The organism is Labrenzia sp. THAF35, assembly GCF_009363595.1.
Taxonomy (GTDB): domain Bacteria; phylum Pseudomonadota; class Alphaproteobacteria; order Rhizobiales; family Stappiaceae; genus Roseibium; species Roseibium algicola.
The window spans coordinates 4,292,341-4,307,525 of record NZ_CP045380.1 but is presented as its reverse complement, the minus strand read 5'-3'; the positions used below and the strand labels follow the sequence as shown (position 1 = coordinate 4,307,525).

General features: G+C 57.1%; 12 protein-coding genes. 5 read left to right on the top strand and 7 right to left on the bottom strand.

Going from position 1 to position 15,185, the window contains the following annotated elements; all coding sequences use genetic code 11:
• Positions 1 to 6: 6 nt before the first annotated feature.
• The 6 genes from FIU93_RS19745 to tpiA form a co-directional block, all read right to left on the bottom strand.
• Positions 7 to 3,162, bottom strand: a complete 3,156-nt coding sequence (locus tag FIU93_RS19745) for a multidrug efflux RND transporter permease subunit (protein WP_152506499.1) — start codon at positions 3,160 to 3,162, stop codon at positions 7 to 9.
• Positions 3,163 to 4,323, bottom strand: a complete 1,161-nt coding sequence (locus FIU93_RS19740) for an efflux RND transporter periplasmic adaptor subunit (protein ID WP_208984171.1) — start codon at positions 4,321 to 4,323, stop codon at positions 3,163 to 3,165.
• Positions 4,324 to 4,618: 295 nt separating this feature from the next.
• Positions 4,619 to 5,446: a VOC family protein gene (locus tag FIU93_RS19735; RefSeq protein WP_152506498.1), complete on the bottom strand. Its 828-nt coding sequence runs from the start codon at positions 5,444 to 5,446 to the stop codon at positions 4,619 to 4,621.
• A 28-nt stretch (positions 5,447 to 5,474) separates the two neighbouring features.
• Positions 5,475 to 7,103 carry a CTP synthase gene (locus tag FIU93_RS19730; protein WP_022998550.1) on the bottom strand — a complete coding sequence of 543 codons (1,629 nt, stop codon included), beginning with the start codon at positions 7,101 to 7,103 and terminating at the stop codon, positions 5,475 to 5,477.
• 133 nt (positions 7,104 to 7,236) lie between these two features.
• Positions 7,237 to 7,620: a preprotein translocase subunit SecG gene (gene secG, locus FIU93_RS19725; RefSeq protein ID WP_022998549.1), complete on the bottom strand. Its 384-nt coding sequence runs from the start codon at positions 7,618 to 7,620 to the stop codon at positions 7,237 to 7,239.
• Positions 7,621 to 7,745: 125 nt separating this feature from the next.
• The gene (gene tpiA / locus FIU93_RS19720) at positions 7,746 to 8,504 is read right to left on the bottom strand and encodes a triose-phosphate isomerase (RefSeq protein ID WP_152506497.1); all 759 of its coding nucleotides are present in this window, start codon (positions 8,502 to 8,504) and stop codon (positions 7,746 to 7,748) included.
• A gap of 231 nt (positions 8,505 to 8,735) precedes the next feature.
• On the opposite strand from tpiA, the gene FIU93_RS19715 reads away from it, so the two are divergent.
• The 5 genes from FIU93_RS19715 to glp are packed head-to-tail and all read left to right on the top strand — an operon-like array spanning position 8,736 to position 14,206.
• Entirely contained in the window at positions 8,736 to 10,628 is a 1,893-nt protein-coding gene (locus tag FIU93_RS19715) for a peptidylprolyl isomerase (protein WP_152506496.1), read from the top strand.
• 24 nt (positions 10,629 to 10,652) lie between these two features.
• Complete coding sequence (gene trpD / locus FIU93_RS19710; RefSeq protein WP_152506495.1) at positions 10,653 to 11,666, top strand: anthranilate phosphoribosyltransferase; 1,014 nt, start codon at positions 10,653 to 10,655, stop codon at positions 11,664 to 11,666.
• A 3-nt stretch (positions 11,667 to 11,669) separates the two neighbouring features.
• Positions 11,670 to 12,482 carry an indole-3-glycerol phosphate synthase TrpC gene (gene trpC, locus FIU93_RS19705; RefSeq protein ID WP_152506494.1) on the top strand — a complete coding sequence of 271 codons (813 nt, stop codon included), beginning with the start codon at positions 11,670 to 11,672 and terminating at the stop codon, positions 12,480 to 12,482.
• 6 nt (positions 12,483 to 12,488) lie between these two features.
• The gene (moaC, locus tag FIU93_RS19700; protein WP_055654413.1) at positions 12,489 to 13,001 is read left to right on the top strand and encodes a cyclic pyranopterin monophosphate synthase MoaC; all 513 of its coding nucleotides are present in this window, start codon (positions 12,489 to 12,491) and stop codon (positions 12,999 to 13,001) included.
• On the top strand, positions 13,001 to 14,206 hold the full coding sequence (gene glp / locus FIU93_RS19695; RefSeq protein WP_152506493.1) for a gephyrin-like molybdotransferase Glp: 1,206 nt from the start codon (positions 13,001 to 13,003) through the stop codon (positions 14,204 to 14,206). The genes moaC and glp overlap by 1 nt, the downstream gene beginning before the upstream one ends.
• 133 nt (positions 14,207 to 14,339) lie before the next feature.
• On the opposite strand, the gene FIU93_RS19690 is transcribed toward glp, so the two are convergent.
• The gene (locus FIU93_RS19690) at positions 14,340 to 15,137 is read right to left on the bottom strand and encodes a xanthine dehydrogenase family protein subunit M (RefSeq protein ID WP_022998542.1); all 798 of its coding nucleotides are present in this window, start codon (positions 15,135 to 15,137) and stop codon (positions 14,340 to 14,342) included.
• Positions 15,138 to 15,185: the final 48 nt, after the last annotated feature.

The following is a 15,185-nucleotide window of genomic DNA, read 5'->3' as shown; positions in this document are numbered from 1 at the left end:
CTCACGTCAGGACGCAACAGGCTCCTGTTCCGTCTGGGTTTTTCCTTTTCCGCCAAACCAGCTTTTGACGGTTTCACGCATGGTCTGCATGTTCACATAAAGAATCGGGATCATGAGAATGCCGATGCAGGTCGCAAACAGCATGCCACCGAACACCGCGAAGCCAATGGCCTTCTGACTGGCCGCACCAGCACTTGATGCGGTCATCAAAGGCACGACGCCCAGCAAGAACGACAAGGCCGTCATCATGACCGCCCTGAACCGAAGATGAGCCGCTTCTACTGCTGCATCCTTGATCGACTTGCCATCGGCCCTCTGCTCCATTGCAAACTCCACGATGAGGATGGCATTCTTGGCGCCCATTCCGACAAGCATGATCATGCCAATCTGTGTGTAGAGGTTGACATCCCCCCCAGTCGCAAAGACCGCAACAAGCGCCCCGAGGATTGCAAAGGACACCGACATCAAGATCGCAATCGGCATCGTCCAACTCTCATACTGAGCGACAAGGAAGAGATACGTGAACAAGATTGACAAAAGCAGGATGAAAAGAACGATCTGCCCCGATCCGAGCTGCTGCAGCGCTGTACCTGTCCACTCGAGAGAATACCCGTCCGGAAGGGCTTCAGCCCCCGCGGCATTGACTTCGTTGATGACCACACCTGTTGAGGCTCCAGGTGCCGGATCAGCCATCACGGCAGCAGCACGGAACATGTTGTAGCGGGTCAGAATCTGCGGACCGAGGACATTCTGTGTCGTCAGAATGCTGCGCATGGGCACCATGGTGCCGTCGCTCGACCGCACATAAAGTGCACCGATATCCTCCACCCGATCGCGGAACTTGCCTTCCGCCTGGATCATCACCTTGTAGACCCGGCCGAAGATGTTGAAGTCGTTGATATAGTACGAGCCCAGATAAGCCTGCAGTGTCGTGAACACATCCGACACATTGATGCCGAGCGTTTTGGCCTTTTCACGATCAAGATCGATAAAGACCTGAGGCACATTGGCCCGGAAAGTCGAGTAGGCGCGCCCAACTTCGGCACTCTGGTTGGCAGAATAAATCATCGAGCCAAGTGCCGATGACAAGTCCTGCGGCGAACCTCCACCGGTTTGTTGCAGCATCACCTGAACACCACCGGTCGTGCCAAGGCCCGGAATCGGCGGGGGGTTGAAGGCAATGATATTCGCACCGGGAATAGTCGAAAATTCCGCCCAGAACTTTGCAAGGATCGCGTCAATGCGAAGGTCGGGAGCCTGACGGTCTTCCCAGTTCTTCATGGTCGCAATCACCAGCGCCGCATTCGAGGACGTTGCGCCGTTGAGGATTGAGTAGCCGTTGACAATGACGACGTCTTCCACACCCGGCGTTTTGGAGGTCAGGTCAACCACCTGCTTGGTCACGTTCTCCGTCCGTTGCAACGACGCTCCATCGGGAAGCTGAACGTCGACCATCAGGTAGCCTTGGTCTTCCGAAGGCAGAAAGCCCTGAGGCAGTGATCCGCCGAGTGTCACGATCAAGGCGACCGCCCCTGCAACAACGGCAAGCCCAATCACGGCGAAGCGAACAAGGCGGCGAATAATACCGGTATATCCGTTGCGTACCGAGGTGATGCCACGGTCGAACAGCCCCATGATGCCGCGCGGCGGGCCAGAACGGGCTTTCAGGATCAGGCCACAGAGAGCCGGAGACAGCGTCAGCGCGTTGATTGAGGAAATCAACACAGAGACCGAGATGGTGACTGCGAACTGGGAATAGAGACGGCCGGTAATGCCTGGCATGAAGATAGTCGGAACGAACACCGCCAGCAGCACCAGCGTCGTGGCAATCACCGGACTGGTGATCTGTTCCATCGCTTTCGTCGTGGCTTCTTTCGGCGACAAGCCTTCGTCGGCAATGATGCGTTCCACGTTTTCCACGACGACGATGGCATCATCCACAACGATACCAATAGCCAGCACCAGTGCGAACAGCGAAATCGTGTTGAGCGTCATGCCAAGTGCCAGCAGGACCGCAAACGTGCCGATCAGCGACACTGGAATGGCAACAGTTGGAATGATTGTCGCTCGCCAGTTCCCGAGGAAGATGAACACCACCGAGACCACCAGAAGGAAGGTCAGGAAAAGTGTCGTGATGACGTCGTTGAGGGAAGCCTGAACGAAATCCGTGGTGTTGAAGGGAACGCCGTACTGCATGTCCGGCGGAAAGTTCTTGGCCAGTTCATCCAGGCGAGCCAGCACGTTTTCCGATACCTGAAGCGCGTTAGCACCTGGTGCCTGATAGATTGCCAGAACCGTGGAGGGCTTGCCGTTGTATTCGCCGGAGGCGTTGTAAACCTGTGCGCCGAGTTCGACGCGGGCAACATCGCCAATCGTTACGACTGCGCCGTCTGCACCGGTCCGCAGAACGATCTGCTCAAATTCTTCCGGTGTGGCCAGACGGCCCTTTGCCTTGATCGTGTACTGGAACTGCTGTCCGTCCGGAACCGGAGGTGCGCCGATCTGACCGGCAGCCACCTGAATGTTCTGGTCACGTACGGCGGTGATGAAATCCGTCGGCGTCATGCCCAGGCTGGTCAACCTGTCCGGATCAAGCCAGATGCGCATGCCGTAGGAAAAGTCGGTCATGACGTCTGCCAGACCAACCCCAGGCACACGGGCAAGTGCATCCTTCAGGTTGATCGAGGCATAGTTTGACAGGAAGACCGGATCGTAACTGCCGTTTGGCGAAAACAGTGTGATGACCAGCAACATGTTCGTGCTGGCTTTCTGCACTGTCACACCGTTGTTGGTCACATCGCTTGGCAGCTGGCTGTTGGCCTGACTGACCCGGTTCTGCGTGTTGACCGTGGCAATGTCCGGGTCTGTTCCGACAGCGAAGGTAACGTTGAGCGAATAGTTGCCGCTGTCGTTACTGGTCGACTGCATGTAGATCATGTCGTCGACGCCGTTGACCTGCCCTTCGATTGGGGCGGCAACAGTTTCTTCCAGCACTTCGGCATTGGCGCCGGTATAGGTCGCCGTAACGTTTACGACCGGCGGGGTGATATTCGGAAACTGTTCAACCGGAAGCGACAGATACCCAAGCACACCGGCAATAGTGATAACAATGGAAATGACCAGCGCGAATTTCGGCCGGTAGATAAAAAAGCGCGAAAACATTTAGCTTTTCTCCGCCGGCTTGGAAGCAAGTACCGGGTTCACCACAACGCCGGGGCGCACTTTCTGCAACCCTTCGATGATGACCTCGTCACCTTCCTTCAGGCCTTTTGAGACGACGAAATCCGTGCCTTCCTGCTGACCCAGAGTCACGTAGCGCTGTTCGACCTTCTTGTCCGACGTGATTGCCAGTGCAAACGCACCTTCCTGGTCCCTTTGAATGGCAGCCTGCGGCACAACCAGCGCCGTTTCCGTTTTCGGCGCTTCAAGAACCACCGTCACATACGTGCCGGAAATCAGGCGGATGTCCTTGTTGTCGAATTGTCCGCGGAAGGAGATGGTGCCTGTCGCCGTATCGACCTGATTGTCGATGAAGACGATTTTGCCCTTTTCATTATAGTCCTGCCCGTTTGGCAGAACCAGTTTCAGGTCTGGAGACTCATCCGGCTGGATATCGGCAGGGTTTATCCCGTGTGTCTTGACCGCGTTGAGATACTGCGCCTCGCTGACGGAAAAATTGACATAGACAGGAGCAAGGCTGATCAAGCTGGCCAGTGAATTTGTCGTGGGTCCGACGACCTCGCCAACGCTGTAGGTGGTCTTGCCGAGCTGGCCGTCGAAAGGTGCCGAAATGTCGGTGTAGCTGAGGTTGAGTTCCGCTTCCTGCAGAGACGATTGCGCTGCCTCGACAGAGGCTTCCGCCTGTTGCTTTTGCGCCAAGGTCGCTTCGTAAGCAGCCTCGGAGAGATGCCCCTTGTCTCGGAGGTCCCTGTCACGCTTCTCGTCAGCAGCCTTCAGCGCAGCGTCTGCCTTTGCGCTTGCAAGATCCGCCTTGGCCTTTGTCAGTGCGGCCTGATACTGCGCTTTTTCAATCGTGAACAACAGGTCGTTTTTCTTGACGACGGAGCCGTCCGGCACAGCTTTCTCTTCCAGGAAACCTTTGACGCGAGCCATCAGATCGACCTGGTCGATTGCAGCGACTTGCCCGACAAAACGTGCGCTTTGGCGAATATCCTGGGACGCAATCTTCGCAACGGTCACCGATGGTGGCGGCGCTGCCGGAGCTGCCTTTTGCGAGTCGTCAGAGCACGCGGCCAACAGAGCCGAGGTTGCAGCAACGAGTGCAAAATTGCGAGGGAAAGAGGCAAAAGGCAAAAAAGTCATTCGGGAACTCCGCAGTCCGACCATCAGGTCAAGGCGCATAATTTGGGGTTCACTATAAAAGGACTGGTTGATTCAACAAGTGAATAGTGCCCTTGCCGTGTGGTCTTGGCGGGAAAAATTCCTTAACGTTTTCAAAGTCACGTATACATTGCCCGACACGGCAATCACGAAACACACCTAATGGTTTGTGCGTCGGCAAATTTTCTGAATGCTATAAAGTGCAGCAAATCCAGCCAGAGAGCCGTGGGCGGAACACGTCTCCCGGCTAAGCCTTCTCACAAAGAATGAATTTCATTTATGAGACAACTGGCGACAGGATCAGCGTGAGCCCGTTGAGCTGGCCTGCCGGCACTATTTTGCGCTCATCCAGGCCTTTGCAACCGATTTCCAGAGCAACAATCTGCGGCAGGGAGCCGGCAATTTGCGCAGCTGCATCAGTGCCAACCAGTGACGCATACGCAGATGGCGTTAGCACGGATATTGTTCCACGAGCAGTCTTGAGCTCCAGACCCAGACTGGTGGCGCGCATTTCACGTTGGCCCGTGAACCCACCCAGAAACTCGTGATGATCCGAGGGATCGCCGGCAACGAGATAGACTGTCTTTATCGTTGACGCGCCGTTGGCATGATCCTGAAAGGCTTCTTTCCAGAAATTTTCGGGAAATCGATTCCTGCAGGTGAAATAGCCGATCTCCGGTGCAAGTGCATCACGGACAAATGTCAGGTCGAAGGCAACTTGCACCTTGCCGCCATCCGCCAGATTGGCGGTGCGCTCGAAGGAAAACGGCTCGTAGAGTTTCAGTCCTGCCTTGCTGAAATCGTCCCTGTCCTTCGCAGGATCGGAACTGTCCAGCACCAGCATGCTGGCCCCTTCGTGCCGGGACAGAAAATCTCGGTTGAAAGCCCCGAACGAGAAAACCTCTTCAGAAGCCTCGAAAATGAGATCCCGATCGGCAACGCTCAACAGCTCGACGAAAAAACCGTCGAGCTGAACCAAACGGTTGGCCGTTCCCCAGGAATGGCGATTTTCGGGGGTAACCGTGAAACCGAGATCGGCCCACGCCTGGCCCGCGGCCTCCAGATCCCTCACCGCTACAACGACGTGATCGAGCCCGCGCACCATTATCTTGTCCCCTTCCCGCCTTGGTCGATCAGACCAGACGGCCCTGATGGATCGCTGCGCTTATGAAGGATGCAAACAGCGGATGCGGATCGAAAGGACGGGACTTCAGTTCCGGATGGTACTGAACACCGACGAACCAGGGATGATCCGCGATTTCGACCGTTTCCGGCAAAACACCGTCTGGCGATGTCCCGGCGAAAATCAGACCGCATTTCTCGAGTTCATCGCGGTAGCCGATGTTGACTTCATACCGGTGGCGATGACGCTCCGAAATGCTTGTCGTTCCATAGATTTCAGCAATCTTGGAACCGGTCTTGAGCGCAGCAGGATAGGCACCAAGGCGCATCGTACCGCCCAGATCGCCTTCGGCGTCGCGCACTTCCTTGCGGTTGCCCTTCGTCCACTCGGTCATCAGGCCGACAACAGGTTCCTTCGCCGGGCCAAACTCGGTGGAATTGGCTTCGGCGATCCCGGCGAGATTGCGCGCCGCTTCCAGAACCGCCATCTGCATGCCGAAACAAATTCCGAAATACGGGATCTTGCGGGTCCGGGCGAAGTGTGCCGCAGCAATCTTACCCTCTGCGCCCCTTTCCCCAAAACCACCGGGAACCAGAATTCCGTGAACACCTTCCAGATAAGGGCTCGGGTCTTCCTTCTCGAAGGTCTCCGATTCGATCCATTCAAGGTTCACCTTGACCCGGTTGGCGATACCGCCATGGACCAATGCTTCGATCAGCGACTTGTAGGCATCCTTCAGAACGGTGTACTTGCCAACAATCGCGATCTTGACCTCGCCTTCCGGATTGGCAACCGCCTCGGAAATGCCGTTCCAGCGATCGAGCACCGGTGCAGGTGCCCCCTTGATGCCGAAAGCAGCCAGAACTTCGTCGTCCAGCCCTTCCTTGTGGTAGGCGACCGGCACGTCGTAGATCGACTTGACGTCGTAGGCCGGAATGACCGCGCTCTCGCGCACGTTACAGAATAGCGACAGCTTCCGTTTTTCCGTTTCCGGGATCGGGCGATCACAACGGATCATCAGGATATCCGGCTGAATACCGATGGACCGCAGTTCCTTTACAGAGTGCTGCGTCGGTTTGGTCTTCATTTCACCGGCGCTCGGGATGTAGGGCATCAGGGTCAGATGCACATAGACGACATCGCCTCGCGGAAGATCGTTGCCAAGCTGGCGGATCGCCTCGAAGAACGGCAGGCCTTCAATATCGCCCACAGTTCCGCCGATCTCGACGAGAACAAAATCGTAGTCCTCGTTGCCGGTCAGAACGAAGTTCTTGATCGCATCAGTCACGTGCGGAATGACCTGGACGGTTCCGCCCAGATAATCGCCGCGCCGTTCCTTGGCGATGATGTCCTGATAGATCCGCCCGGTGGTGATGTTGTCCTGCTGGTTCGCAGGACGACCGGTGAACCGTTCGTAGTGGCCGAGATCGAGGTCTGTTTCCGCACCATCGTCGGTCACAAAGCATTCGCCATGCTGATACGGGCTCATGGTGCCCGGATCGACGTTCAGGTAGGGATCGAGTTTGCGGAGACGGACCTTGTAACCGCGAGCCTGGAGCAATGCGCCCAGTGCTGCAGAAGCAAGACCTTTTCCAAGCGAGGAGACCACGCCGCCAGTGATGAAAATATATCGCGCCATGGACCAATACCATATCCTTGCCGAGGGCGCCTTGGCCACTCGGGAGTTGCGTTCTCAACACATAAAAATGCCCTGCGAGTTAAGCCGCAGGGCATATGTCGGGTGAATGGGCCAGAAGACCCGTTCGGCCGCCTTACTGGGCGGCCGGGACCTGAGGTCCGGAAGGTTGCTGTTGGTTCAGCTGTTTCAACGAATCGAGAACACCGCCTGAACCGCCTTCGGTCGTGCCGTCCGTCGTGGCAGGCGCTTCCTGGGTTGCCGTCGGAACAGCATCAAGAATCGAACCGGGCCGGTCCTGATTCTTTGCAATAAGGCTGAGCGTCAGCGATGTAGCGAAGAAAGCGACCGCCAGAACGGCAGTTGCACGCGTCAGGATATTCGCAGTCCCACGACTGGACATCAGACCACCGCCTCCGCCGCCAATGCCAAGCGCGCCGCCTTCGGAACGCTGCAGGAGGACAACAAGCACCAGGGCCAGGACGACCATCAAGTGGATTACGATGACTACGGTTTCCATCGAACGCCATTCTTCATTGAATTCAAGATTGGCGGCCTTCTACACCAGACGCCGCCAGCTTTCCACCCTTCAATTGCGCCTTCGACACAGAAGCTTCAAGGCCGGGCACAATATATTCGGTGTCTTCAGGAATAAGCAGCAAGTATGCCGAGGAAATCTTCAGCCTTGAGACTGGCGCCGCCAACAAGCGCGCCGTCGACATTTGCAACAGACATCAGTTCACGCGCATTGCCCGGTTTCACAGACCCGCCGTAAAGAAGGCGCATGGAAGCTCCTTCCCCGCCGAACCTTGCGGAAAGATTGTCCCGCATTGCCTTGTGCATTTCCTCAACATCACCTGCGGTGGGTGTCAAACCTGTACCGATCGCCCAGACCGGCTCGTAGGCAATCACGCAGTTTTCGGCAGTCGCCCCATCCGGAACCGATCCGTTCAATTGGCGGTCGACAATAGCAAGTGCCTGGCCTGCCTTGCGCTCGGCTTCTGTCTCGCCGACACACACAATCGCCACAAGGCCGGCTCTCCAGGCTGCCCGAGCCTTTTCATTGACATCAACATCGCTTTCAGCGTGATCCGTCCGGCGTTCGGAATGACCGACGATGACGGCCTTTGCGCCGGCATCTGCAAGCATTTCAGCAGAAATGTCACCGGTGTGGGCACCAGAAACAGCGGTATGGCAATCCTGACCACCTACAGACAGCGCGCCGCTGCCAGCCTTTTCCGCAATTGCTGCGATCAGCGTTGCAGGCGCACAAATCATCGCATCAACCGAATCCGCCAGATCGTCACAGATGCCGGCGATCATCTTGTAGACTTCAGCCTGGCTTGCCTTCAGACCGTTCATTTTCCAGTTACCGGCAACCAGCGGCTTGATCGCTGCGCTCATGTTCAGTTTCTCCCGCGGCATGATCCTTGATTTGCCGCCTATAGAGCAGAAGCGCACACGCGTTGCAATCACCCTAAGGACGGGAAAACCCAAATCGCTTCCGAAGTTTGTAAAAGGCCGCCTTGCGGCGGCGGCGCGGCGTCTTTATGATCCGCCCGCTCCGGCCAAGGCCGGTCCTGAATTCAGCCGGTGACGCCGGCTGCCGGAACGAAGAAGAATACGGGAGTCGTCATGCTTGACGCGCTGCGCAAGGGCGCTGGCACCTGGGTTGCCAAACTATTTATTGCTCTGTTGATCTTTAGCTTCGCCGTGTGGGGCATTAGCGGTTTCTTGACCGGTGTCGGCCAGAACACCGCCGCCAAGGTCGGTGACACGGAAGTCTCCCTGTTCGATTTTGACCGGGCCTACAGGCAGGACCTCGGACGGCTGGCTCAACAGTTCGGCCGGCCGCTGACGCCTGCAGAAGGTGCGACCCTCGGTGTTCCGCAGCAAACCCTGGGCAAGCTTGTGGCCGAAGCGGCCATGAACAACACCGCACAAAACATGAAACTCGGTGTTTCGGACGAACGCCTGGCGACCATTATCCAGAGTGACCCTGCATTTCAGGGCCTGGGCGGCAGGTATGACAAGAACCGGCTACAGCAGGTTCTGCAGGCAAACGGATACCGGGAAGACGAATATGTCGTCGAACGCCGCAAGGTTGCAGAGCGTGCGCAGCTTGCAGAAGGCCTCGCCGGCAGCATGAAGGCGCCGATTGCCTATCTGGAAGTTCTTGACGCCTATCAGGGCGAAACGCGAAGCGTTGATTACCTGGTCGTTACACCGGAATTCATCGGAGACATCGAGGATCCGGCCGAAGGTGTCCTGACAACCTACTTCGACGAAAACAAGGACAATTTCCGCGCACCCGAGTTCCGTGAAATCAAATACGTCTCACTCACGCCGACGTCTCTCTCTCGTCCGGATGACATTTCCGACGAAGACGCTCGCGCTGAGTTTGAGCGCCGGTCGGAAGATTTCTTCCAGCCCGAACGCCGCAAGATCCGTCAGATGTCCTTCCCGTCTCAACAGGCTGCGGAAGAAGCTGCCGAAGAAATCGCGAACGGCAAGACCTTTGACGAACTCATGAGTGAACGCAACCTTGCCAACAACGACGTTGCCCTTGGCGTCATGGCAAAGGCCGATTTTCTCGATGAAGCTATCGGCGACGCCGCTTTCAGCCTGGAAGAAGGCGCGACCAGCGGTCCGGTGGAAGGCAGGTTCTCGACTGTCATTCTGAATGTCGAAGAAATCCTTCCTGAAAGCACCAAACCCTTCGAAGACGTGAAGGACGAGATCGTCCAGAGCCTCGCAAAGGAACAGGCGGAACGGGAAATTCTGGATCTGCTTAACGAAGTCGAGGATGCCCGGGCCGGCGGTGCTCCGCTGGACGAAATCGGCGAGCGTTTCTCCCTGACTGTAGAAACTCCGTCAGCTTTTGATGCATCCGGAAACGGTGAAGACGGTAAACCCGTAACCTTGCCTGATGCAGAGGGACTTGTAGCAGGTGCGTTCGACAGTGACATCGGCATCGAAAACGATGTCCTTCAGCTCGGTGAGCAAGGCTTTCTCTGGTATGACGTCGCAAAGGTTATTCCGTCGCGCGAACGGACCCTCGACGAAGTTCGCGAAGACGTCATTGCCGCCTGGAAGCAGGATGAACTCGGCAAACGCTTGAGCGACACTGCGGCAGACCTCTTGGCCAAAGCAGAAGGCGGCACGCCGTTCATTGCCCTTTCCGCAGAAACCGGGCTGGAAGTGAAATCCGCGGCTGACCTGAAGCGCAACACGCCGTCCGGGGATTTCGGCCGCGAAGCTGTTTCGGCAGTATTCGACGGCCCCGTTGGAACAAGCGCGGTCACCGAAACCAACGATGGCAAGGGTCGGATCGTGCTTAAGGTGAGCGGTTCCAACGTACCGGACTTCCAGAGCGACGCACCGCAAGTAGCGGCCCTGGGTCAGCAGCTTTCCCAGCAGATTCAGGACACGCTGCTCGGCCAGTTCATCTCCGACCGGGAAACCAAGGCAGGGGTCGAGATAAACAATGCCGGTATCGCCCAGATGATCGGGTTGGACCGGAATTGATCCGTTTGAAAGTGGAATGACGACATGAGCACATTCAAGGACTTCATCGCCAAGGTGTCAGACGGTCACGCCTTGAGCCCTGAAGAAGCCCGCGAAGCCTTTGAGGTGATCCTGTCGGGATCTGCAACACCATCGCAGCTTGGCGGGTTTCTGATGGCCTTGCGTGTGCGCGGCGAAAGCATTGCCGAAGTCACGGGTGCAGTCGCGACCATGCGGTCCAAGATGATCCCCGTGAGGGCCCCGGCCAACGCGATGGATATAGTGGGAACGGGTGGCGACAATTCCGGCAGCTACAATATTTCCACGTGCACGGCCCTGGTCGTCGCCGGCAGCGGCGTACCGGTCGCCAAACACGGCAACAGGTCATTGTCTTCCAAGTCGGGCGCTGCAGAAGCGCTCGCCGAACTTGGCGTCAACATCGATATCGATGCCAGGAAGATATCCGATTGCATCAACAGGGCGGGTATCGGTTTCATGTTCGCCCCGCTGCACCATGCAGCCATGAAACACGTGGGTCCAACCCGCATGGAACTCGGCACGCGCACAATCTTCAATCTGCTTGGCCCATTGACCAATCCCGCAGGCGTGAAGCGTCAGATGGTTGGTGTATTTGCCCGCAAATGGGTGGAGCCGCTTGCGGAAGCTCTTCGCGAGCTAGGGTCCGAAAAGGCCTGGGTCGTTCACGGGTCCGACGGAATGGACGAGATAACCACAACCGGTCCAACCGCAATTGCCGAACTCAAGAACGGGACAATCCGTTCGTTTGAAATTTCACCCGAAGATGTCGGCCTTTCCGTTTCCGATCCGAAAGATCTCAAGGGCGGACTTCCCTCGGAAAACGCGAAAGCCCTGCGCGACGTCCTCGCCGGAGCAAAGAACGCCTATCGCGATGTGGTGCTGTTCAATGCGGCTGCCTCTCTGCTGGTTGCAGACAAGGTGGAAACCTTGAAGGATGGTGTCGAGTTGGCGGCGCAATCCATTGACAGCGGATCCGCAGCCGACACCTTGGAAAAGCTTGTCGCAGCATCGAACGGGTAAGACATGGCAGACATTCTTCAAAAGATCGAAGCCTACAAGCGCGAGGAAATCATCGCTGCAAAGGCATCCGTTTCGATCGACGAACTCAAGGCACGCATCAAACACGTGAGTGCTCCACGCGGGTTTCTCAAGGCGATCGAAGCCAAACACGATAACGGTGAGTACGCTCTCATTGCGGAAATCAAGAAGGCCAGCCCTTCGAAAGGGCTCATTCGGGAAGATTTCAATCCACCTCTCCTGGCTAAGGCTTACGAAGTAGGCGGCGCAGCCTGTCTTTCGGTCCTGACCGATACGCCCTCTTTTCAGGGAAAGCCTGAATTTCTGGCTGCTGCACGTGACGCTGTTGCCCTTCCGGCGCTGCGCAAGGATTTCCTCTACGATCCTTACCAGGTATATGAAGCCAGAGCCTGGGGTGGCGATTGCATCCTGATCATTCTGGCCGCTGTTGATGACGACACCGCCAAAGCATTGGAAGACACCGCGTTCGAACTCGGAATGGATGTCTTGCTCGAGGTACATGACGCTGACGAGCTGGAGCGTGCGCTCAAGCTGTCGTCTCGTCTGCTCGGTATCAACAACCGCAATCTCAAGACATTCGAGACCAAGCTGGAAACAAGCGAAGAGCTTGCACCGCGCATTCCGGACGACAGAATCATCGTCGGCGAAAGCGGCCTGTTCACTCCAGCCGACCTATCCCGAATGAACAAGGTTGGTATTTCAACGTTCTTGATCGGCGAAAGCCTGATGCGTCAGGAAGACGTCGCCTCGGCTACCAGAACGCTCCTGGCCCGTCCAGCCCTCTCCGAAGCGGTTTAGGCGGACATGGCCAACAAGGACGCCATTCTGACCCATTTGGATGCGGCAGGGTCTGCCAACATGGTGGACGTATCCGAGAAGTCCGTAACGCATCGGATTGCCGTCGCGCGCGGGACCGTCACCATGCGGACTGAAACCCTGGATCTCATTCGGTCCGGTAACGCCAAGAAAGGCGACGTTATCGGCACGGCACGTATAGCCGGCATCCTGGCCGCCAAGAAGACCCACGAACTGATACCGCTCTGCCATCCACTGATGTTGTCCAAGGTGTCCATCGACATCGATACCGATGATGATCTTCCCGGCCTCATAGTGACAGCGACAACCAAGGTCAGCGGCCAGACAGGTGTCGAGATGGAAGCCTTGACCGCATGCTCGCTGGCCTGCCTGACGATTTACGACATGGCTAAGGCCGTAGACCGGGGCATGGTCATCGGAGATATCCGTCTGGTCGAAAAATCCGGTGGCAAATCCGGCCATTGGACACTCGACAAGGACGGCAGCCTGGGTGGCACCTGATGAGCCTGATGCCTGTCGACGAAGCGTTGACGAAGCTCCTTTCCGGCGTAAAACCTCTTGAAACGGAATATGTTCCGCTCGAGAGCGCCAACGGCAGATATCTGTCCGCCCCCCTTGTTTCCACCCGAACCCAACCGCCTTTCGCAGCGTCTGCGATGGACGGCTACGCCATTCGTCATGAAGATCTTTCCGCTTCCCGAACATCCTTGACCGTTGTCGGCGAAGCACCGGCCGGCCATGGTTTTTCCGAAACGGTCGGCAACGGTGAAACGGTGAGGATCTTTACCGGTGCTCCTGTGCCGGCCGGTACGGACACGATCCTGATCCAGGAAAACGCTGAGCGTGAAGGCGAGCGCATAACCGTTCTGGAGAACCCGGCCAAGGGCGCATTCGTCCGTCCGGCCGGCCTGGACTTTTCCGAAGGTGATGTGCTTCTGCAACCGCCACTCAAACTTGCATACCGGCATCTCGCCCTTGCCGCTGCAATGAACCACGCGGTTCTGCCGGTGCACCGCAGACCGAAGGTTGCGATACTCGCAACCGGGGATGAACTCGTTCGCCCAGGAACGGAACCGGGACCGGATCAGATAATCGCCTCGAACCACGCAGGTATCGCCGCACTCGTGGAAGATTGCGGCGGTCAAGCACTCGATCTTGGAATATCACCTGACGAACCGGTGGCACTTGCGACCCACGTTAGGCGTGCAATCACGGAGAAGGCCGACATTCTGGTCACACTTGGGGGGGCCTCGGTCGGCGACCACGATCTTGTTCAAAGTGTCCTTGGACAGGAAGGCATGGACCTGGCGTTCTGGCGAATTGCAATGCGTCCGGGCAAGCCGTTGATGGCAGGCCGTCTTGGCGGCACCAAGGTTCTTGGTCTGCCCGGAAACCCCGTCTCAAGCCTTATATGCGGCTTGCTGTTTCTGAAGCCACTCATGCAGGCAATGCTCGGTCAGACGCCGGAACAGTCCGGACCTCAACGAGCCATACTCGCTTCTCCCTTGCCCGAGAACGACCGCAGGCAGGACTACGTCAGGGCAACGCTATCCAGATCGGAACACGGAGATCTGGTTGTCACGCCGTTTTCCCGGCAAGACAGTTCCATGTTGAACCTGCTCGCCAAATCAGGCGCACTTGTGGTCCGTCCACCTCATGCACCTGCACTGGAAGCCGGAGCAGAAGTGCCCATATTGGTACTCTGACGTGACGTGGCAGCTAGCAGTGCGACTGTCTGCGCTCGTGCCCCAATCGAGAAGCTTACTACTCCTCCCTCAGGAAAACAAAACCCGGCCGAGTGTCGGCCGGGTTCTTATTCTTAAATCAGCACGTGGTCGGTTACGCCTTCTGGACGGCGCGCTTTGCCATAACGGTAACCAGGTTCGCACGATAAGCAGCAGACCCGTGAATGTCTGACAGAAGATCGTCTGCGTCGGGTGCTATGCCGGCGACGGCGTCGGCTGAGAAATTACTTGCAAGCGCCGTTTCCATGGCGGACATGCGGAAGACACCGCCCTGCCCTGCTCCGGTCACCGCAACCTTGACGGAGCCATCGTTGCCTTTGGCAACAAAGACACCGGCCATGGCATAACGCGATGCCGGGTTCGGGTATTTGGCATAGGCACTGGCCGCAGCACCCGGAAACTTGACGGCGACGACGATTTCATCTTCATCAAGCGCGGTTTCAAACATGCCGGTGAAGAACTCTTCCGCTGCCAGTTCCCGCTTGCTGGTGACAACGGTAGCACCGAGCGCAACCAGCGCAGCAGGATAGTCGGCTGCAGGATCATTGTTGGCAATCGAGCCGCCAATGGTGCCCATATGACGAACCGCCGGGTCACCAATGCCACCGGCGAGTGACGCCAGTCCAGGAAGCTTCTGCTTCACCAGATCGGAAGTCGAGACTTCGAAATGGCTCGTTGCTGCGCCGATGGTCACACCATCGCCGTTTGCGCTGATCCCCTTCATGTCCGCAATCTTGGTCACATCCACCAGATCGCTGGGGGCTGCAAGCCGCTGTTTCATGGTTGGCAGCAAAGTCTGGCCACCACCAAGGAATTTGCCGTCATCGGCATTGGCCATTAGTGAAGCAGCTTCCGCTACCGATCCGGCCTTGTGATACGTCGTTTCATACATGCTGGGTCTCCCCGGATTTCGAACTGTGCAATGGCGGGCGGGTTGCCC